At 52.3% G+C, this 20,479-nt stretch carries 19 protein-coding genes, 1 tRNA gene and 2 pseudogenes; 7 read left to right on the top strand and 15 right to left on the bottom strand.

Features of this window, described 5'->3' with window-relative positions; genetic code table 11:
* Positions 1-75: 75 nt before the first annotated feature.
* The 4 genes from OOJ59_RS11405 to OOJ59_RS11390 form a co-directional block, all read right to left on the bottom strand.
* A complete protein-coding gene (locus OOJ59_RS11405; protein ID WP_160955402.1) occupies positions 76-1,491 on the bottom strand; it encodes a DUF1116 domain-containing protein in 1,416 nt (471 codons plus the stop codon).
* Positions 1,491-3,038, bottom strand: a complete 1,548-nt coding sequence (gene fdrA / locus OOJ59_RS11400; protein WP_160955401.1) for an acyl-CoA synthetase FdrA — start codon at positions 3,036-3,038, stop codon at positions 1,491-1,493. Before fdrA ends, OOJ59_RS11405 begins: the two co-directional genes overlap by 1 nt.
* Positions 3,016-3,804 carry a DUF2877 domain-containing protein gene (locus OOJ59_RS11395; RefSeq protein ID WP_137351690.1) on the bottom strand — a complete coding sequence of 263 codons (789 nt, stop codon included), beginning with the start codon at positions 3,802-3,804 and terminating at the stop codon, positions 3,016-3,018. Before OOJ59_RS11395 ends, fdrA begins: the two co-directional genes overlap by 23 nt.
* 126 nt (positions 3,805-3,930) lie before the next feature.
* The gene (locus OOJ59_RS11390; RefSeq protein ID WP_038633392.1) at positions 3,931-4,536 is read right to left on the bottom strand and encodes an ankyrin repeat domain-containing protein; all 606 of its coding nucleotides are present in this window, start codon (positions 4,534-4,536) and stop codon (positions 3,931-3,933) included.
* A 391-nt stretch (positions 4,537-4,927) separates the two neighbouring features.
* Here OOJ59_RS11390 and OOJ59_RS11385 point away from each other — a divergent pair, with 391 nt between their 5' ends.
* The gene (locus OOJ59_RS11385) at positions 4,928-5,857 is read left to right on the top strand and encodes a LysR substrate-binding domain-containing protein (RefSeq protein ID WP_038633395.1); all 930 of its coding nucleotides are present in this window, start codon (positions 4,928-4,930) and stop codon (positions 5,855-5,857) included.
* Between the two features lie 35 nt (positions 5,858-5,892).
* Here OOJ59_RS11385 and OOJ59_RS11380 read toward each other — a convergent pair whose 3' ends face one another.
* The 8 genes and pseudogenes from OOJ59_RS11380 to hmsH form a co-directional block, all read right to left on the bottom strand.
* The gene (locus tag OOJ59_RS11380; RefSeq protein ID WP_003033869.1) at positions 5,893-6,165 is read right to left on the bottom strand and encodes a GNAT family N-acetyltransferase; all 273 of its coding nucleotides are present in this window, start codon (positions 6,163-6,165) and stop codon (positions 5,893-5,895) included.
* An 11-nt stretch (positions 6,166-6,176) separates the two neighbouring features.
* Positions 6,177-6,422, bottom strand: coding sequence for a 4Fe-4S mono-cluster protein YjdI (gene yjdI / locus OOJ59_RS11375; RefSeq protein ID WP_160955400.1), 246 nt, complete (start codon positions 6,420-6,422; stop codon positions 6,177-6,179).
* Positions 6,423-6,488: 66 nt separating this feature from the next.
* Positions 6,489-6,995: a poly-beta-1,6-N-acetyl-D-glucosamine biosynthesis protein PgaD gene (gene pgaD / locus OOJ59_RS11370; protein WP_150345400.1), complete on the bottom strand. Its 507-nt coding sequence runs from the start codon at positions 6,993-6,995 to the stop codon at positions 6,489-6,491.
* Entirely contained in the window at positions 6,992-8,326 is a 1,335-nt protein-coding gene (gene pgaC, locus OOJ59_RS11365) for a poly-beta-1,6-N-acetyl-D-glucosamine synthase (RefSeq protein WP_034167705.1), read from the bottom strand. Before pgaC ends, pgaD begins: the two co-directional genes overlap by 4 nt.
* Positions 8,323-10,344, bottom strand: a complete 2,022-nt coding sequence (pgaB, locus tag OOJ59_RS11360; protein WP_085048779.1) for a poly-beta-1,6-N-acetyl-D-glucosamine N-deacetylase PgaB — start codon at positions 10,342-10,344, stop codon at positions 8,323-8,325. Before pgaB ends, pgaC begins: the two co-directional genes overlap by 4 nt.
* Before the next feature lie 9 nt (positions 10,345-10,353).
* Positions 10,354-12,552: pseudogene (gene pgaA / locus OOJ59_RS11355) on the bottom strand (poly-beta-1,6 N-acetyl-D-glucosamine export porin PgaA); the annotation flags it as partial.
* A gap of 14 nt (positions 12,553-12,566) precedes the next feature.
* A protein-coding gene (locus tag OOJ59_RS11350) for an IS1-like element IS1B family transposase (RefSeq protein ID WP_095033700.1) occupies positions 12,567-13,264 on the bottom strand; the annotation gives its coding sequence in 2 pieces (ribosomal slippage) (positions 12,567-13,015 and positions 13,015-13,264; 699 coding nt in all).
* A 53-nt stretch (positions 13,265-13,317) separates the two neighbouring features.
* A pseudogene (gene hmsH / locus OOJ59_RS11345) lies at positions 13,318-13,593 on the bottom strand (poly-beta-1,6 N-acetyl-D-glucosamine export porin PgaA); the annotation flags it as partial.
* 807 nt (positions 13,594-14,400) lie between these two features.
* Between hmsH and OOJ59_RS11340 the strand changes: the two are divergent.
* The gene (locus OOJ59_RS11340) at positions 14,401-14,937 is read left to right on the top strand and encodes a GNAT family N-acetyltransferase (RefSeq protein ID WP_087856770.1); all 537 of its coding nucleotides are present in this window, start codon (positions 14,401-14,403) and stop codon (positions 14,935-14,937) included.
* 34 nt (positions 14,938-14,971) lie between these two features.
* On the opposite strand, the gene OOJ59_RS11335 is transcribed toward OOJ59_RS11340, so the two are convergent.
* The 3 genes from OOJ59_RS11335 to OOJ59_RS11325 form a co-directional block, all read right to left on the bottom strand.
* Positions 14,972-15,045, bottom strand: a tRNA-Gly gene (locus tag OOJ59_RS11335).
* Between the two features lie 79 nt (positions 15,046-15,124).
* The gene (gene actS / locus OOJ59_RS11330) at positions 15,125-15,859 is read right to left on the bottom strand and encodes an amidase activator ActS (protein ID WP_159121456.1); all 735 of its coding nucleotides are present in this window, start codon (positions 15,857-15,859) and stop codon (positions 15,125-15,127) included.
* A gap of 88 nt (positions 15,860-15,947) precedes the next feature.
* A complete protein-coding gene (locus OOJ59_RS11325) occupies positions 15,948-16,808 on the bottom strand; it encodes a LysR family transcriptional regulator (RefSeq protein ID WP_239177474.1) in 861 nt (286 codons plus the stop codon).
* Here OOJ59_RS11325 and OOJ59_RS11320 point away from each other — a divergent pair.
* The 5 genes from OOJ59_RS11320 to idi all read left to right on the top strand — a co-directional run bounded on the left by OOJ59_RS11320 (position 16,765) and on the right by idi (position 20,477).
* Positions 16,765-16,899 (top strand): hypothetical protein, encoded by a 135-nt coding sequence (locus OOJ59_RS11320; protein WP_255366011.1) that lies wholly within the window; start codon positions 16,765-16,767, stop codon positions 16,897-16,899. The genes OOJ59_RS11325 and OOJ59_RS11320 overlap by 44 nt on opposite strands.
* Before the next feature lie 161 nt (positions 16,900-17,060).
* Positions 17,061-18,554: a UbiD family decarboxylase gene (locus tag OOJ59_RS11315; RefSeq protein WP_193157131.1), complete on the top strand. Its 1,494-nt coding sequence runs from the start codon at positions 17,061-17,063 to the stop codon at positions 18,552-18,554.
* Positions 18,555-18,565: 11 nt separating this feature from the next.
* Positions 18,566-19,144, top strand: a complete 579-nt coding sequence (locus OOJ59_RS11310) for a UbiX family flavin prenyltransferase (RefSeq protein ID WP_038633460.1) — start codon at positions 18,566-18,568, stop codon at positions 19,142-19,144.
* Between the two features lie 14 nt (positions 19,145-19,158).
* Complete coding sequence (locus tag OOJ59_RS11305) at positions 19,159-19,875, top strand: DUF554 domain-containing protein (protein WP_121529521.1); 717 nt, start codon at positions 19,159-19,161, stop codon at positions 19,873-19,875.
* Between the two features lie 53 nt (positions 19,876-19,928).
* A complete protein-coding gene (gene idi, locus OOJ59_RS11300; RefSeq protein WP_038633466.1) occupies positions 19,929-20,477 on the top strand; it encodes an isopentenyl-diphosphate Delta-isomerase in 549 nt (182 codons plus the stop codon).
* The last annotated feature ends 2 nt before the right edge of the window (positions 20,478-20,479 follow it).

The raw sequence follows: 20,479 nt of genomic DNA, 5'->3' as shown, positions 1-20,479 counted from the left end.
GCCCAGCCCTGCAGGTAAGCAACGTTTTGCGCTTTGCTACTGTGGGGCTAACGCCGTTAGCCCCGGTTGTTGTTATTAGCAGTAGCGGTCACGCCAGTTGAGGATCGCCTTTTCAAAACAGGCGAACGGCGGGTGGACGATTCCGGCGCCGATCATGCCGATCCCCGCATCTTTGTGCGCAATGGCAGTGTTGATCACTGGCAAAATGCCGGTGCTGCCCACGCGCGTAATGTCGATAGCAGTCGGTACGCCCATAAAACCGAGCAGCGGAATGGTAACGTTGGGGTTTTCACCGAGGGTGATTTCGCGCATCTGGCGAGAGAAATCGACCGCCTCCTCGACCGTACCGCCGACCAGCGCCACAATGGCAGGCGCCGTCGCCATGGCAAAACCGCCAATGCCATAGGTTTCGGTAATCGCGCTATCGCCAATATCGCGCCCGGAATCTTCCGGCTTATAGCCCGCGAACATTGGGCCAATCACCTGCTGCGCCGGACCGGTAAACCATTGCCCCGGCAACCCGCTGACGCGCAGACCGAACTCGACGCCGTTACGCGCCATCGTCGTGACCACGGTGCTGTATTCAATGCCGTGTGCAGCGTCCATCGCGGCTTTACACATCGCCATCCAGGTCGGCCCGGAGAAGTAATCACTGCTGAGGACGAACTCGAATACCTCGCGCTGCTGCGCAACCGGATAACCGGTCTGGATGATCCACGGCGTTAGCGCCTGAATCAGTAGCGCCGTCCCGGCGTTGTTACGGTTATGGCATTCATCGCCCATGTGCAACGCCTGCGCCAGCATCAGACGCAGATCGATTTCGCCCGCCAGTTTCATGGCATCACGCAGCATCGGTCCCATCACATCGCGCATCCAGTTCAGGCGATCGATAACGCTCTGATCGTTCGCCCCCATGCGCAGGATCTTCGCCATCTGCTCGCTCATATTGGTATATGCGCGGTTGCCGTAGGTTTTGTTCTCCACGATGTGCATAAACATCGACGCTGACGTCACACCCGCCATCGAGCCAACACAGTCATGCTCGTGGCACGGAGAGAAGATGATCTCCCCCGAGGCGGCCAGTTCGGCGGCTTCATCCAGATCTTTCGCCAGCCCTTCAAACACCAGCGCCCCGGTTACCGCGCCCTTCATCGCGCCGCACATTTTTTCCCAGCGGATCGGCGGGCCGGCGTGCAAAATGGTGTTGCGGGTCATGCCCGGCACCACGTTGATGGCTTGGTCATAACCAATCAGCACCGGATGTGACTGGATGATGCGCTCCAGCGCCTGCTGGTTAGCGGCCGCGATTTTGTCCGCCAGCGGCGAATCAGCAATGTCGTCCAGCGCCGCGACCACCTGCATGTTGCCCTGGCCCGGCGGCGTCCAGTCAAGCTGGGTTACCGGTACGTTCTGTTTTTTCAGGTCATCGCTGAACATCGCGATGCCGACGTTAATCACGTTCAGCGGCTGGTTAAACAGTGTCTGGCTCATCAGGCTTCCTCCCCTTTACAGATAAATTCACGCGCCAGCAATCCGGTGTTGGTACTACTGCTCGCCCAGATAACCCCGGCATCGGTCAGCATCTGGCACTGTTTTTCCAGCGACGGCGTATCGAGATCGGTTCCCAGCACATAGCCGAGGATTTCCAGAGGACGACCCTCTGCGGCGGCGATCGCTTTGGCTTCAACGATCGCGTCCAACATCACCCCGACCGGATCTTCATGCGATCCAAATCCAAGCACGAAATCCATCACGATCACGCCCACTTCAGGATCGCGCGCCTCCTGCAGCAGACGACTGATACGGTTGGTGGGATCGATCATCGGGTGTGGTTTACCGTTGGTAAAATCGTCATCACCGAAATCAAGGAAGGTATGCGCCACGCTGCGGTTGAGATCTTTCAGGCGGAACGCCGGATCGGGGTGAATGTTGCTGTAAACCTGCGCGTGTTTTTCCATGGCGGCAAACATCGCCTCATCACACAACGTGCCGCCGCAGAATAAGCCACGGATGTACTTTTGCTGTGGGGTCAGGCGGGCGCGGACCTCTTCAATCAGCGGCCAGTTGAGCGGATGCAGGTCCAGGCTCTCTTTTTTCACGCCGGTCAGCAGCACCGCTTTCAGCGCCGCTTCTTTGGTACCGCGTGCAAACTGCAGACCTTGTTCATCCGCAGGCGCGGCTTCGCGTCCGAGGAAGCACACCACGACTGGCTTTTGGCAGGCGCGCGCACGCTCCAGCACCTTGCGCGCCACCGCTGGGGCAGGAGGTTTAGAGATAAGCGCAATGATTTCGGTTTGCGGATCGGCTTCCAGCATGCCAATCGCATCAAGCATCATCAGGCCGCCAATCTTCTCACTCAGATCGCGACCACCGGTGCCAATCAGTTGGGAAATCCCGCCGCCAAATTCATGAATGCGCACGCTCAGTTCCTGGCTGCCAGTGCCGGATGCGCCCACAATCCCAATGTTGCCGCGACGTACCGCGTTGCCAAAGCACAGCGCCGCGCCGTTAATAATGGCGGTTCCGCAGTCTGGCCCCATCATCAACAGCCCCTTTTCGTGCGCCAGCTGTTTTAGCGCCAGTTCATCCTCAAGAGAAACGTTGTCAGAGAACAGCATCACATTGAGGTTATTTTGCAGCGCCTGACGCGCTTCACGCGCCGCAAACAAACCGTTGACCGAGATCACCGCCAGATTGCTGTCAGGAACATGCTTTTTCGCGCTGGCGAGCGTGGCATAGCGCGCTTCATGCTGGCCGCCCTGCTCTTTATGCGTAAACAGATCTTCAATTGCGCCCAATGTCTGGTCGTTCGCCGCCTCGCTGGCGCCTTTAATGACAATCATCAGGTCGCCACTTTTCGCCTCTTCCAGTTCAGGCGTCAGCAGGCCGAGATTCTTCAGCACGCCCTTGTTCATTTCCGTAGCCATCGCCACGAATGCCTGCTCAACGCCATCGAGCTTATTGGCGCGTGTGGAGATAGACATCAGTGAAACGGAATCAAAATACGTGTTCTTTTTAACAACTATCCTGATCGACATAATTCCCTCCGGACCTGTGGCTCAGGGCGCAGGCGTCCGCCATGCCATACAGCATGTCGCAGCCAGAACTTGAGCCGATATTTTTAATGTCAGTAATATATTGCGTAGAAACGGGTTGTTGCTCAGTAATAATATGCTGCAGCAGCCGCACGACGCTTTCCCGATAACGTTGATGCAAAGCTTCTTCGAGCGTTATTTTGCTAAGTAGCGTCGTATTATTTCCGGCGCATTGTAATGCCGCTAAAAAATCTCCACGATATTTCTCCAGCGGATGTCCTGGGATTAATAAAATGGCACTTAAGCCCACTAAATAATCATCGGATGATGGCGTCAGGCCAATTCCCAGACCAATTAAATGGCTGGCCGCTGTTGAAATATTTACTCCCGTATATAGCGCCGCTATTAGTGTCTGTCGGCGGTTGAGTAATTGACGGGTGATTTCCTGATAAAACGGATTATCCCCCTGATACAAAAATAATGTGTCGTCGCTGCTTAACTGTTGGCGGATTACCTCTTCCCAGCGCTGCCAGTGGACTGCGGCGAGGGTGACTGCATCTGGTGCCCACTGTGGTATGCGCCACGGCAGGCAACCAGAGGTCTCTATCCATTTATCTTTGCCAACGGCTATCCCCGACTCGGTAAATCTGACCTGCTCACCGGGGAGAAACAGGTTCGCGCAATGCGTCAGCGCCAGTCGACAGCTATTAGGCGCGTTATCACAACCTTCACTCAGCAACGTCAACAGTCGCTGCTGGTCAGGTATCAACAGGTTCACCGCGCGGGAAAAAACCTGTTCAACTTGCCCCGTCCCCCGGAAAGCGAGAAACGCGCTATCTGCGGTTAGCGCCTGTACGCATCGCCGTGATGGCGTAGCGATAGCGGCGCTCCTCTGTCAGGCTCCGGCGGCAATCAGCAGCTCGGCAATTTCGTGATAACCTTTCTCCCGCGCCAGTTCCAGCGGGGTTTTACCGTATTTATCCGTCATATGTGGGTTTGCGCCATGGTCAAGTAGCAGCTTGACGATCTCTTGCTGCTTCGCGCCGCCATCATTAAGCACAATGGCTTCCAGAAGCGGCGTCCAGCCCACGAAGTTGGTATGGTTGACATTGATATCGGTACGCAGCAGCAGCTCGCGCACGATCTCCACATGACCTTTTTCACTGGCTGGCGTAATGCCTACGCCGCCAAAACGACTCAGGCAGTTAAGGTCGGGGTTAGCAGGTAATACGGTACGCAGCAGCGTTAAATCGTTCGTCAGACAGCTAATCAGGAAAGGATTAAAACAGGTTTGGTCCTGTTTATTAATATCGGCACCGGCGGCAATCAATAAAGAAACACAGTCATAATGCTTATTCAGGCTGGCAATAATAATGGCGGTACGTCCCTGGCGGTTCGTGGCATTAATATCCACATTTTTTGCCAGACAGGATTTTAATCCATCGGCATTACCTTGTTCTGCCGCCAGCAGAAATTCAGTAATGAGTTCTTTCTCTGACATAATTGCTCTCCTGCAGTTTTTTAGACTTTCTAAATATCCGATAAGCTGAGAATAGCAACAGAGTGTAGAGAATAACATCCGCTTAAATTTCATTCATCGTAAGCGCGTCAATTATTGAATAAAATTTAACAATGAGAGCAAAGCGTGCTGTAGTGCAATCTTTCCCTTATGGCTGGGGCGTTTTTTGCCACTCATGAATAGTCGGGTAAATCAAGCGGTATGCTGCGCGGATAGCGGCCTGCAATTAATATGCAGAAGTGTGATTGCCTTCAAATCAAATGTAAAACTAGTGTTAAATTCTGTTCAAAACTGATTGCTCTGTATAAGGATTACAAATACATTCAACAATCATTATGCGGCGGGGCGTGTTGGTAGCCTGAGAGGAGAAAAGATGAATTCCATTTTTACCGAGGAAAATCTGCTGGCATTTACCATGGCTGCCCGCTACAGCAGCTTCAGCAAGGCTGCGGAGGAGCTGGGCTTAACCACATCGGCTATTAGCTACACCATTAAACGCATGGAGATGGGGCTCGATGTGGTGCTGTTTACGCGTAGCACCCGAAGCATTGAGTTGACCGAGTCTGGTCGCTATCTGTTTCGCAAGGCCTCCGACCTGCTCAACGACTTCCACGCGATTAAGCGCAGCATTGATACCATCGCTCAGGGTATTGAAGCCCGGGTGCGCATCTGTATTAACCAGTTGTTGTACACCCCACAGCATACGGCGCGGCTACTGCAGGTACTCAAGAAACAGTTCCCTACCTGCCAGATAACCGTCACCACCGAGGTGTATAACGGCGTCTGGGATTCGATCATCAACAACCTTGCCAATATCGCCATTGGCGCGCCCGATACGTTACTGGACGGCGGCGGGATTGATTATACCGAGATCGGCGCTATTCGCTGGTCGTTTGCCATTGCCCCGGATCATCCGTTGGCTTTTATGCCTGAACCGATTTCTGAGAGCCAGTTGCGTTTGTATCCGAACATTATGGTGGAAGACACCGCCCACACCATTAACAAAAAGGTCGGGTGGCTGTTACACGGCCAGGAGTCGATTCTGGTTCCAGATTTTAATACCAAATGTCAGTGCCAAATTCTGGGCGAAGGCATCGGTTTTTTACCGGATTATATGGTACGCGAAGCAATGGAAAAGTCGCTGCTGGTCACGCGACAGATCCACAATCCGCGTCAGGATTCACGGATGCTGCTGGCAACCCAGCATTCGGCAACCGGTCGAGTCACTCAGTGGATTAAAAAAGAGTTTGGCCCGCAAGGGGTACTGACGGGCATTTATCAGGATTTGTTGCATCGGGAGTGATATGCCGGATAAGGCTACCCGGCGGAAATCAGACTTCAGGCGCGAATATCGTCGTACTCGCGGGTTTTATCAAATTCATGTTTGGCAAACGGACACAGCGGAATCACTTTGCGATTTTCAGCGCGCATTTTCTCCACCACCTTCGCCACCAGCTGTTTGCCGACGCCCTGACCTTTCAGACTGGGGTCAACATCGGTATGTTCAATGATGCTCAGATGCTCGCCCGTCGGCACAAAGACAATCTCGGCAACCTGATTGCCTTCAGCATCGTTGACATAAAATTTGTTGTGGCCTGCAAGAATTTCCATGGTTCCCTCACTTATTTCTGGCGATATTTCAGCGCACCGCTTGGACAGGTATCGATGACCTTAATAACCGTCGCGACATCCACTTCATCGGGGATTATCCAGGGTTTGCGTTTCAGATTGAAAAGCTTCGCGCTTCCCCGCACGCAGTTTCCTGAATGCTGACATATCGCCGTGTTGAAGTAGACGTCAATCTTCTCGCCGGTATAGGCCCGGTAACCTGCCTCCAGTAGTTCCTTTTCCACGACATTACCTCGCATTTTTTATTGTCTGAGTCTAATCATAGACCGATGCGAGGCTGAAGGAAGTGGCGGGTAGCAGAAATATCACTCGGGCCTTTTCTGTAACGATGGCTCCCGCTCCGGCGGCAAATATTCCAGCATTGCAGGCGTCGGCGGCGGCAGGCGGTTATCGGCGATGTGCTTGTCCACATCGATATGACTGATTTCGCCATTCTCATGGTGATGGACCGTCAGCACCCTCGCTTTGTTCAACTCTATAACCAGTTCACGGGTAATACGTAAACTTTCCGCCAGCTCATGGTCTTCCAGTCCTGGTCTGCGACTGCGACGCTCCACCCGAAAACGAAACTGGTTGTATTTCGCCCAGCCGATCAGCACCAGTCCGTTGACCAGCGCGACAAGGATGTAAAACGTGACCGTATCCAGCGTGGTGAAAAAGGGACGCACGCCCATATACGGTGAATGCGCCAGGGCCGTAATCAGCCCTTTGTAGATTAAGTATAAAAATCCAACCCAGGCAAAAATCGTTAACAGAACGTCAATGATGCGCGGCAGCAGACGCCGCTCCGTAAAGATCAGCGGCTGACTCATGATTCGATCCTCCCTATTCCACGGTCAGGACTCACCCAGCGCGCCCTGCCGCGTTTGCGTTTGAGCATCACTTTCGGGAATGACACCAACGTGGTAAACAGGCTCAACAGCCAGTACACCACCGGGAACCAGATTATCCAGAACAATGAGGCGCCAATGCCTTTTTCATAGCGTCGTTCAATCATCAGGCTTATCGCAAACTGTATTAAGCAGACCACGCCGAGAATAAGTCCGGTAAAGGCTGGCGGGAACAGATGTTGAACATACAGCGAGTCCGGCATCGGGATCATCAGTCCCAGCAGGAACAGCACGATACTGATCGCATAGGCAAATGCCCAAGTGGTAGAAAAGCAGAACTCGAAAAATAGCGGCCACATGCGACGGAACTCCCACGACCACAGACGGCGCATGTTAACAATAAACACCTCCGCCCCGCCTTGCGCCCAGCGCAGGCGCTGCTTCCACAGCCCTCTTAACGTTTCAGGCATCAGGATCCAGCACAGCGCGCGCGGCTCAAAGAATATCGACCAATGGCGCAACTGCAGTTTCCAACTGATATCGATGTCTTCGGTGATCATGTCCGGGCTCCAGTACCCCACCTCGGCCAGCGCGCGACGACGAAACGCCGCAACTACGCCAGAGACGCTAAAGATCTGACCATAGACTCGTTGAGTACGCTTAATTAAGCCGATAATGGAAGAGAACTCACCGACCTGCACACGACCGATTAGCGTGGAACGGGTGCGAATACGCGGGTTGCCGGTTACCGCCCCAACGCGTGGGAACTGGATCAGCGGAGCGACCAGATACGCCACGGCATCACGATCCAGTAACGCATCGCCATCAATACACACCAGGTAATCGCTGCGCGCAGCGGCCGCGCCCGTTTTGAGCGCCAGCGCTTTGCCCTGGTTTTCAGCCAGATGAATGACGCGCAGGCTGGGGTACTCAATCGCCAACTGTTCCAGAACATCGTGCGTATCGTCCGTTGAACCGTCGTTAATGGCAATCACTTCGATATTCTTGTAGCGCTGTGCCATCGCAGCGCCGATGGTTTCCCGCGCGTTGATCCCTTCGTTAAAGCAGGGGATCAAAATGGAAACCAGCGGATTTCCCTCCAGCGTCGGTGGCGGTGTATCGTCTCCCCATTTCCAGTGACGCTCACGATAAAACCAGAAATAGACCCCGCCGCTTATCCATAATGCAGACATGAATAAAGGCCAGAAGAAGACGAAGTTCAACATGACTTCACCTGTAAAGATGACAGCCACGCCAAACGGCAGGCTGAACATCAGGCAAAGTATCAGGAAAGCAATAATGCGATCGGTCATTTTTGCGGGTACCAGTATGAGGAGAACGTCGAGCGAATCTCTGACATCTCAGGTTTGTCGCTGATGAAATCATCCGGATAATAGCCGTAGTTACCTGCACCACTTAGTTTCAGTTGGCGCATCCATTCGGCTATTTGTTTTCCACTGATTTCTGCCTCGTCCCCGGATTTACGCCAGTCTCGTGCCTGCAGTTCAAACACGGTTTTGTCCAGCGCGCCGGGCGTTTGTGCAACGGCATTGACTAATCTGTCGAGCCAGGCATTGGCATCATTAGCCGGGATCTGCTCCATGAATGGCATCGCCATGGGTGCCGTCCAGTCATAGGTATTGAGGAAATCATTCAGGTTTTGCGCAAACCAGGCTTCGCTTTCAGGCTCCAGTACCGGCATGGCGTATATATTGCGGGCAGTTTGCACCTGCGGACCGCGAATATTGCGCACTGAGCGGGTCAACTGTTTGGTGAAGTCGATCAGCATCTTACTTTTCAGACGCGTCCAGCGTTCGAAGGTTTGAGGGTTGCTACGGATTTGCTCAATACTTCCCGGAAGCCCTGCGGCGCGGTAGGCGGCTAACGCCTCCGGTGACGCATCTTCAAAGTCCGTCAGGAAAGCATCGTCGTGGAACAAAATCCCTTTGAAGCTGGCATGCTTCGCCAGGTCTTCATAGATTTCAGTGATACGTTTACGCGCTTCGCTGTCCCAGGGAGACAGACGCACATAGTTCTCGTGATTGATCGCAGTGCGTCCTGTTTTCGGATCCCATGCCGTCACGCGTGGAATGGAAGCATCGAGGTCGAAAGCCAGTACCGGCATCCAGGCATATACCGTCACCCCGGCCCGCGTTTGTAACTGCCAGGAGATATAGTTAAAGAGATCGGCACGCATCGGCAGCCAGCGGTTAGGGAAATAGAGTTCGCGAATATTCCCGTCGCCTTTAGGATCGGCGTACGCCTGCAGGAAGACATGAGAAATACGCATGTCATAAACACGCTGGATCAGCTTGTCGATGTTTCGCTTCTGCTGGGCAGGATCTTTGTCATACACGTAATCCAGATCGACGTGCATCACACGCATCGTTTGTGGTTCACGTACCTGAGCGACCTGACTGGCAAAGCGCTTGAGAGACGGGTTATCAGAGATCAGTACACGCGGGATATCATCAAGAAACGCAGCGTTCGCCAGCCCTTCATTGAGCGTAAAGGCCATCTTATAGCCATGTTCTTTGGCCAGGTTTAAGGTGGTGCCGTTAGCCGCACCATAAGGCCACACCCACGCGCGCGGCGATTTCCCGGTTACCGATTTAATCTTATTGGTGATCAGCGAGATATCAGTATTAATGCGACGATTGTACTGTTCGTCGGTTTCGTAAGTCCCGGTTTTCTTATCGTAAAGGCGATTCGCCACCGCAGGTTCTTTGCTTCCTTGCGGGTTCGCCTCAGCGCCGAAATGCGAGTTCCAGGTGTGCGCCCCCACTTCCACCAACGGCGATTTGCCCATTTCCTCGACCATCTTCCAGGTGGCAAATTTATCTCGCGCCGTCATTAAGCCGCCAAAATCGACTTTTTTATTGGCTGGAGAATCAACCCAACTGCCCACTGGAGCCCAGAGCGCAGGCCAGTTGTAGGCTTTCAGCAGCGGCCAGACGCGGGTATAAAAACTGCTGTATCCGTCGTCAAAGGTGAGTAAGACCGCTTTTTCCGGCAACACAATTTTACCGTCATGAGCGTCCAGAATTTGCTGCACGCTAATCGGGTTATAGCCATTATCACGCAGCCAGGCCATTTGGTCGCTCAACGCGCTGGTGCGCACGGAGAGGTAGCGCTGGTCGGCGGCGCCATCCTCAACATCATGATAGCCGAGCACCAGGAAGCTGTTTTTCGGCCATGGATGATCTGCCGTCAACGGCGTTCTCTCTGCGGGAGGAACATAGCGAGGCGTTGTATTGTGCGCGCTACTGCACGCGGTAATCATCAACCAGCCAGCGATTAATGCGCTAAGCCACAGGCATCTTTTCAGCATGAACAATCCTTAAAACCTGACATTTAAATCGAAAGCGAGGGAGATATTCCGCTCACGTTTACCGTCATAGGGGCGTTTATCCCAAACCAGCATCACCCCGCCATCTACGACGTTGTTCCATTTGAGCCGTTGTCCATATCCCACCTGAACGATAGCGCCAACGTCTTCACCTTGCTGCCAGTAGCCACCCACTCCGGCTATGCCTTGCTGGGTCCACACGGTGTCATAATGGCGGTAAAGAACCTGTTCCGCGCTCAGGCCTGGCACAACGGAAAAATCACTCTTAGGGTTGTAATACGGCACATTCTCTTTAGTGTTGGTGCTCCCACCGATACCCGGGGTAAAGTCCAGCGTAAAGCGCGGCGTGGTCCACATGCGCTCTTTTCCGCTCAGCCCATATTCGATGCGATCGTTACCATCCGAGAAATGTGATGCGGCAAACGACAATTGGTATTCACGTCGTTCGTTTTGATACCAGCGAACAAACAAATCGCCGCTGTTGGCATATACGCCGCTACGCAGCGCGCGCAGTGGCGTGTTGCGCGAAAGACGCTCGGCCGAACCGCCCACGCGCCAGTTATCGTTGAAATCATGCCAAGCGGAAAGACGACCGCCTATTTTCTGCCCATCGCCATAGTTTCGGCCAGACACTTCCATTTCGGCCCAGTAATCACGGGAAGTCCATTCCGCACCAGCCGCCAGATCGCGGCTAATCCCTTTCCCTTCCTCAAACTCGCCGGTCGCGAAGTTGAATCCGGTAAACAGTCGCCAGTTGTCATTAATTGGCGGGCTGTAAATGGCCGTGTTGATGTTGAAATCATTCTTACCGCTGACCGGGCTATCGGACGAGATCCCCTGCGTGCCGCTAATACGTACTTCCGACATTTTATGCACATCACGCATGCGTGCGAGGCGCAGCGTCGCTTCATCATCCGGACTGCGAGCAATAACGTCATCCGTCAGTTCATCGGCCTGCTTCCACTCCTGGAGATCCAGCGCCACATAGGCCTGCTGACGCTCCAGTTCCAGATTACTGGGCTCAATCACTTCCGCCAGTTTAAGCTCTTTCTCCGCCGCATGCGGCAGTCCACGGGCTTCAAGAACAGAAGCATAGGATATGCGCAGCCCTTGGTTACCCGAGCCTGTTCGCGCCAGATGCTCTGCGAGTTTTTCTGCCTCCGGCAGTTCATTGGCAGCGATATGATATTGCGTCAGCAGCGACTGTCCCAGCAGCCAGTTATCGTTTGGCTGCGGCGTTGGCGAACCATAGATGCGTCGCAGATATGGGCTGTCTTTAATTAACGCATCGACCTGTTTTTTAGCTGCATCAAAGTTTTCATTATCGATGTGCGCGTAGAACAGATCCTGTTGATCCTCAGGACCGAGCGGCGTAACCGGAATCGGTCCGTTCGGATAGTAGATGCTCATCAGCATCGCTTCGGTTTTTTCCGGCTGCCGTTCGCTTAACCATGCCGATGCTACCCAGCGTTTTGCGTAGTTTGGCACCTCGCCGCTCGCAGACAGCGATTCGTATTCACTAATCACTTCAGAAGTGCGTTTACGGACCAGCAAGGCGCCCATGCGGTCAATTCTGGCCCGGCGGACATCATTCTGCGCAGAAGGCTCATCTTTCCAGGCAGTCAGCAACTGGTCATAACGGGCCAGCGCTTTATCGGCCACGATAAAACGCTCTTCTTCATTACGCGCAGAGGTATAAGAGGAACGTACCATTTCAGCCGCCGCATCAAGCTCAAGGCGACGCTTCACCGGATCGGCAGTTGGTACCACCTCTGCCATATTTAAGGCGGGCCCGGAAACGCGGTTTGCTGACAGCGCAGACAGTAATGTGGATTTTGCATTTTTGTTGCCTGGATCGACGTCATCCGCCTGGCTGGCAACTAACAATGCATCCCAGTTTTTTCCCTGCGAATGGTAGACATAGGCAAGTAGCGCATCAGAATCAGCCCCGGGATGCGCCTGCGCCCATTTATTCGCTTCAGTAAGGGCTTGCTGATTGTAGCGAGCATCCGCCAACGTCATTATCCAGCCGGTACGTACATCTACGTTATCAGGCTCTTCCTGTAAAACGCTTTCCCAGATGGCTAAAGAATCATTCCAGTTCTTCTGGTTGCGATATGCTCGTGCAGCGGCGACTTTGCCCCGGGCAGGTACATTCATCTGTCCACGATACTGCTGCCAGATTTCAAGGTAATGACTCCAACTTATTGATAGTGTTTTATGTTCAGATAATGCCCGATGACTTTGTCATGCAGCTCCACCGATTTTGAGAACGACAGCGACTTCCGTCCCAGCCGTGCCAGGTGCTGCCTCAGATTCAGGTTATGCCGCTCAATTCGCTGCGTATATCGCTTGCTGATTACGTGCAGCTTTCCCTTCAGGCGGGATTCATACAGCGGCCAGCCATCCGTCATCCATATCACCACGTCAAAGGGTGACAGCAGGCTCATAAGACGCCCCAGCGTCGCCATAGTGCGTTCACCGAATACGTGCGCAACAACCGTCTTCCGGAGCCTGTCATACGCGTAAAACAGCCAGCGCTGGCGCGATTTAGCCCCGACGTATCCCCACTGTTCGTCCATTTCCGCGCAGACGATGACGTCACTGCCCGGCTGTATGCGCGAGGTTACCGACTGCGGCCTGAGTTTTTTAAATGGCGGAAAATCGTGTTGAGGCCAACGCCCATAATGCGGGCGGTTGCCCGGCATCCAACGCCATTCATGGCCATATCAATGATTTTCTGGTGCGTACCGGGTTGAGAAGCGGTGTAAGTGAACTGCAGTTGCCATGTTTTACGGCAGTGAGAGCAGAGATAGCGCTGATGTCCGGCGGTGCTTTTGCCGTTACGCACCACCCCGTCAGTAGCTGAACAGGAGGGACAGCTGATAGAAACAGAAGCCACTGGAGCACCTCAAAAACACCATCATACACTAAATCAGTAAGTTGGCAGCATCACCAGATTTCAATTGTGGTTTTATCGTTGTTATCGACCCAACTGGAAACTTGCAGCCAGTCGGCAACCTGATTTGGCGTTAGCGCGCTTTTCTTTCCCTGATCCTCAAGGAAACGTAATAGCGGTGCGCTATTACCTCCCCGCGCTTCAATAACCAAAGCGTCATAATCTGATACCGCTGCAAAGATTGGCATCGGGAAAAGAATGCTTGCCGTAAATAAACAGCTTACAGACTTAAAACGTTTAATGAAGTTGGCATGTCGACGCATACTTAACATATCTGCCCTTATATCTTACATCATAGTGAAAATAAGCGTTTTCAATAAGTTACAGTCTATCCCTGACGGTTGCCGACCATGTAAGACGCACTGCCGCTTATTTCGTAATAGGGTTATGAAGCAATTAATTCTTTCGTCTTATTGACTACCTGTGCCTCGTCCTCTAATCATTGGAAAGAAGGCATAAACTCGAGAATTTTATCACTCAGCGTAGTTCGTGGCTATGTAATAAGATAATGCTTAGGCAAAAAAAGGATTTTAGACTAAGTTATTCTAATACTCTTGGGATTGAATTCTGGATTTAGATTAATTTCCCGTGGAGAAGTCATGTGACGATGTTAACTATTGCCGGATGACATAACTACCCTCTGTAACTGTTTGCATGGTAACTATTTGGTATGGATAGAGAAAGTTCTGATAACAGGTACTCAGATAACAAGATAAGCACTATAACGTATTTTTAGGTTGCAGGCAGTGTTGATGAAATAAAATTAAGGGTACAGCCGCAATAATAATTAGGTACAGTGATAATATTATGATATTAAAGTACTTTATTAATTTATGATTGAACGTTAGTATTTTCCCATCCGCCAATGTCGGTGTGGGAAATTATCAGTTTTCCTATTTAACATTTTATTTATCACCCTGACTTGCTATCGTCAGCATCAGCCACAATCAATTCTTTACCCTTACAATTAACAAGCCTAATTTCATTATGAACTGGTGATTGAAGCATAACTTTTTGCGCTTACCTTCCCTTCAGACTTTCAGGTAATCTGAAAAAAGACGCCAATGGGAGCTGGTCTAATGAAAATCGTTAATGCAGAAGAAAAACACATCCCCGCCATACGCGATATCTATGCACACCACGTGATTCACGGTACTGGCAGCTTTGAAACTGCCCCACCGGATACCCACGAAATGCTGGCTCGTCTGGAAAAAATTCATAGTCTGGGGCTGCCGTGGGTTGTCGCCCTGCAGGAAGACAAGGTCATCGGATATTGTTATCTCACTCGTTATCGTGAACGCTACGCTTACCGCTATACCCTCGAAGATTCGATTTACATTGACCCGGCGGCACAGCGTCAAGGGGCGGGAAGTGCGTTACTGCGCCATGTTATTGACTGGGCCGAAACGCATGGCTATCGACAATTAATTGCCATGGTCGGCGACAGCAATAATCAGGGATCGTTAAAAGTTCATCAGCAGGTCGGATTTACAGAAATAGGCACGCTGAAAGACGTTGGCTTCAAGCATGGTCGCTGGCTGGATACAGTTTTGCTGCAACGCGCTCTGGGGGAAGGGAACAGTACACTACCAGCGGATGTCGATGCGGCTATTTAACTTTTCTAAGGGATGACTTCAGGAAAAGGAAATCTGGAGCGGGCGAAGGGAATCGAACCCTCGTATAGAGCTTGGGAAGCTCTCGTTCTACCATTGAACTACGCCCGCATTGAAGTGCGTAAGGGATTATAAACCTTACGCTCTTCTTGGCAAGGGACGAACCGACTGACTGGCGATTAATTCACCGTCAGCATTTTGGCTTACTGCCCTGCGGCGGTAAATAACGCAGCGGATCGATAGCCGTTGCGCGATAACGGATCTGGAAATGCAGACGCACCGTCGTCGCATCCGTGCTGCCCATCGTGGCGATCTTCTGCCCGGCTTTCACGTTTTGACCGTTGTTCACCAGCATGGTGTCATTATGCGCATAGGCAGTGATGTAATCCTCACTGTGCTTAATCATGATAAGGTTGCCATAGCCCCGCAGTTGATTGCCGACATAGACCACTTTCCCGGCTCCGGCCGCATAAATCGGCGTACCGCGCGCAGCAGAAATATCAATGCCCTTATTACCGCCGTCCGCCGTGGAATAAGGCAGAATCACCTTACCGCTGGCGGGCCACTGCCAGCAGCGTTGTCCTACCGGCGGCCAGGACGACTGAGGTACAGAAGAAGACGGTCTGACGGCAGTCGTTTTGGTAGAAGATTTGCTCGAGGATTTCGCGGTTGCTTTACGCGCTGTTGTTCTGGTTTTCGCATCACCGTTAAGCTTCAGCTTTTGCCCCACCTCAATGGTATAAGGGGGGGAAATGTTGTTCAGACGGGCGAGATCCCGAACGCTGGTGCCAGTAGAGCGTGAAATGGCGTACAGCGTATCACCGCGCTTCACAGTATACGTGGAACCGGAATCAGATGAACTGGAACACCCTGCCAGGATCAGGCTGCTCACCAACATTATCGTGATATAAAAACGTTTATTCATCAGCCATTCTGCACTCAACACAACGTTTACCTCGAAATCAGAGGTCATTATCATACCAGCCAGCCGGACGATCCCCAATCGCTACGCTTCAATCGGTAGGGTTAAACGGATATCCCTGAGCGATAATATCCATTAACGCGGGTAGATAAGGCATAGAGGGTAATTTCACCAGCGCAGGATAAAATATTTGTGGCGAAGGAAAAACGTCTACCACGTAACATTGGCTAAGTTTATCAGCATCGACTTCCGAAGACGGTAATAACGTCGCAGCCTCAAGGCCGGACTCCAGCCAGTCGAGAATGACCCCCGGTTGCGTAATATGCATGATCACTTTTGCGCTTACTCCGGATTTACGAAACAGATCCATCAGCATCTCGTAAGTCCCTGAATCCTTTGCCCGATGCAGCAGCACCAACGGCATCTCCGCCAGCGCAGTGTAGTTATAGGGATTTGCAGGAGGGCCCGGCAGGCATTTTTTATTAATTACCGCCACCAGCTTAATCGGATCAAACGACACATAATCAAAGCCTTCACTGCGATAGGGACGCTGTATTAAAGCAATATCGATTCCCCCTTCCGTTAATAATGTCTCAAGATGGCTGGAGTCGGTAACAGAAATATTGATCGCCGTATCCGGATTACGTCGGTAAACTTCCATCAACAGTGCTTTAAAATAGTTCTGGTAGAGATGAGTTAAACCTATTCTTAATTCGGCTCTGTTTTTTTGTGCAATATCTGTCGTTTCCCTGGCGGTATCCTCCACCTGACGTAATATTTCACATCCTTTGCGATAGAGAAAAAAACCGGCTTCCGTGGGTTCAATACGATTTCCACGGCGAACAAAGAGCGAGACCTGAAGTTCTTCTTCCAGCTCCTGAATCCGCTTGCTGAGGGGGGGTTGCGCCATGTTCAACGATTTCGCCGCCTGGCTGACCGACCCTTGTTCCACCACCCGACAAAAATACCGTAAGCGCTTTAAATCCATCATCATCACCCGTGGTTTAACATATCGCCAGTATCACACTTACCCAAAAAAATAAAAAGCCAGCCCGCTACATCTCATGTTAATTAATCATTATTTAACAGGTCATTAAAATAAACTTTTTTGATCTACTAACTATCCGGTAAACGGTATTTGTGTAAAAGCGCCACGGAAAATATTGTGCAGACAACGAAACATCTTTTCCGAAGGAACCATCCCATGGCAAATACTGATAACAAATCTCCCTCAACGGTGCATGATTTACGCTCTGCGCTCCAACTACTGAAAACACTTCCCGGCGAGTACGTTGAAACCGATACCGAAGTCGACCCGCACGCGGAACTCTCTGGGGTGTATCGTTATGTGGGCGCGGGCGGAACCTGCCAGCGCCCGACCCGCAAGAACGGGCCGGTGATGGTATTTAATAAAATCAAAGGATTTCACGATATCAGCGTGGCAATTGGCCTGAACGGTTCGCGCCAGCGCGTCAGCCATTTTCTGCAGTGCGAACCAGCAAAACTAGGGCATCTGCTGAAAGATTCTGTGGAAAACGCCATAGCGCCAGTCATGACTCAGGGCGCGGCGGAATGTCAGGAAGTGGTGCATCTGGCGAGCGATGCCGATTTCGATCTGCGTAAACTATTACCCGCTCCGACCAATACAGAAGAAGACGCTGGTCCCTATATTACCATGGGCCTGTGCTACGCCTCAGACCCGGAAACTCACGAATCCGATATCACCATTCACCGCTTGTGTGTACAGAGCCGCGACGAACTGTCCATGTGGCTGACCCCTGGTCGCCATATTGATGCTTTCCGCATGAAAGCAGAAGCCGCAGGTCAGCCGCTACCGATTTCAATCAGCATCGGCGTGGATCCGGCGATTGAAATTGCCGCCTGTTTTGAGCCGCCAACCACCCCACTGGGCTTCAACGAATTGAGCATTGCGGGCGCGCTGCGCGGCAAAGCCGTTGAGATGGTGCAGTGTAAAACCATTAACGAAAAAGCTATCGCTCATGCGGAGATCGTCATTGAAGGCGAACTGCTGCCAAACGCACGCGTACGCGAAGATCAGAATACCCATACCGGGCGCGCAATGCCTGAGTTTCCGGGTTATACCGGCGAAGCGAAAGAGACTATTCCGGTGATCAAAGTGAAAGCCGTTACTCACCGCATTAACCCCATCTGGCGCACCACCGTCGGACCTGGCGAAGAACATGTCAATATGGCCGGTATTCCGACTGAAGCCAGCATTCTGGATATGGTAGAACGCGCTATGCCGGGCAAACTACTCAATGTTTTCGCCCACTCGGCGGGCGGTGGCAAACTTCTGGCGGTCCTGCAGTTTAAAAAATCTTCTCCGACAGATGAAGGTCGGCAGCGCCAGGCTGCTCTACTGGCTTTCTCTGCATTCCCGGAACTCAAGCACGTCATCCTGGTGGATGAGGATGTAGATATTTTCGATAGCGACGACGTTCTCTGGGCCATGCAAACCCGCTACCAGGGGGATGTTGACACCATTACGATCCCTGGCGTTCGTTGCCACCCGCTCGATCCGTCACAGGTGCCGGAATACAGCCCGAGCATCCTGCAACAGGGAATGTCCTGCAAAACCATTTTCGACTGTACGGTGCCATTCCACCTGAAGCACAACTTCCAGCGTTCCAAATTTAAAGATGTGGACGTGAAGCGCTTCCTGCCGGATTTCGAGTAAAGGAGACCACCATGACAGCACGCATCATCATTGGGATCAGTGGGGCCTCCGGGTTTCAGTACGGCGTTAAGGCGCTGGAGTTGCTTCGCCAACACCCCGTTGAAGTCCATCTGGTGGTCTCAAAAGGAGCAGAAAAAACCTGCGAACTGGAGACAGATTACCGCCTGGACGATGTGACAGCGATGGCTGACGTGGTACATCCCATCGCGGATCTGGGGGCGGCTATCTCCAGCGGTTCATTTAAAACACTGGGGATGCTGATCGCACCATGTTCCATGCGCTCTTTGGGCGCAATCGCCCACTGCCTGACGGACAACCTGCTGACCCGTGCGGCGGACGTGGTGCTGAAAGAGCGTCGTCGTCTGGTGCTGCTGGCCAGAGAAACGCCGCTGAACCTCGGCCATATTCGCAATATGGCCGCAGTAACTGAAATGGGCGGGATCATCTTTCCGCCGGTTCCGGCGCTGTATCAACGTCCGCAAACGGCGGACGACATCATCACCCATAGCGTTAATCGTGCGCTCGATCTGTTCGACCTTGAGGTCAACAATATCCCCCGCTGGGGTGAAGGCGAGCTAAATTTTACTTAACAGGACATTTCTCAATGTTAATCGGCCCATATGTAAATGGTTCCGCCGTCATTCTTGGCGGGCTAGTTGGCGCAATGGCGGGCGGCAAGCTCCCTGAGCGTGTGAAAACGGCGCTGCCGATGACTTTCGGGCTTTGCTCCGTTGGTCTTGGTATCACGCTGGTACTAAAAGTGAAATATATGCCAGCAGTGGTGCTGGCAATGGTGATCGGCGCCATTCTCGGTGAATTGCTGCATCTGGAAAAAGGAATTGGTAAAGCCGCTGGCTCCACGCGCGGTTTAATCAACAAAGTTCTGCCGCCAGTTAATGGCCTGGGTCACGAAGAGTTCACAGAGAAATTTGTCGCCATCCTGGTACTATTTTGCGCCAGTGGCACCGGGATTTTCGGGGCGATGACCGAAGGGATGAGCGGCGACCCATCAATTCTGTACATCAAAACGATCCTCGATCTGTTTACCGCAGGGATTTTTGCCACACTTCTCGGCTACGCGGTTATGACCATCGCCATCCCACAAATCCTTATTCAGGTGGCGCTGGCGATGCTGGCAGTGATTATCCTGCCGATGATCACTCCTGACATGATGGCGGATTTCTCTTGTGCTGGCGGACTGCTGATGGTGGCCACCGGTTTGCGTATCTGTAACATTAAACTTTTCCCGGTCGCCAACATGTTGCCAGGGCTTGTTTTGGTAATGCCTTTGTCCCATTTATGGGCTACCCTAGTGGCCTGAGTGCATGACCCGGCGGGTTTGTGTCGGGTCATTTTTTATTTTCAGGAGTTGTCATGGCCGGGGAACATGTCATTTTGCTGGACGAGCAAAATAAACCGTCAGGCATGCTGGAAAAGTATGCCGCCCATACCTTCAACACCCCTTTGCATCTCGCGTTTTCCTGCTGGATATTTAACGACCAGGGACAACTGCTGGTGACGCGCCGTTCACTGCACAAAAAAGCCTGGCCTGGCGTCTGGACAAACTCTGTCTGTGGCCATCCGCAGTCGGGGGAGACAACCGAAGATGCCGTTATCCGCCGCGCCCGTTTTGAACTGAGCGCAGACATTACCGCGCTCGCCTCTGTATATGCGGATTTCCGTTATTGCGCTACGGATCCCAATGGAATTATGGAGAACGAAGTTTGTCCGGTCTATGCCGCGCAGCTTACCAGCCAACTACAGCCAAATGCGGATGAAGTGATGGATTACCAGTGGAGCAATCTTGAGGATGTGTTAAGCGGGATTGATGCAACGCCGTGGGCATTTAGCCCGTGGATGGTGATGCAGGCTTCAAACGATAAGGCGCGAGAATTACTGCGCAAGTTTGCCAACGGGAATTAATT

The sequence above is a fragment of the Citrobacter sp. W9 genome (genome assembly GCF_026719375.1).
Classification (GTDB): Bacteria; Pseudomonadota; Gammaproteobacteria; order Enterobacterales; family Enterobacteriaceae; genus Citrobacter; species Citrobacter werkmanii.
Note: the sequence above shows the minus strand (reverse complement) of the source record. Positions and strands in the feature narration are given on the sequence as shown.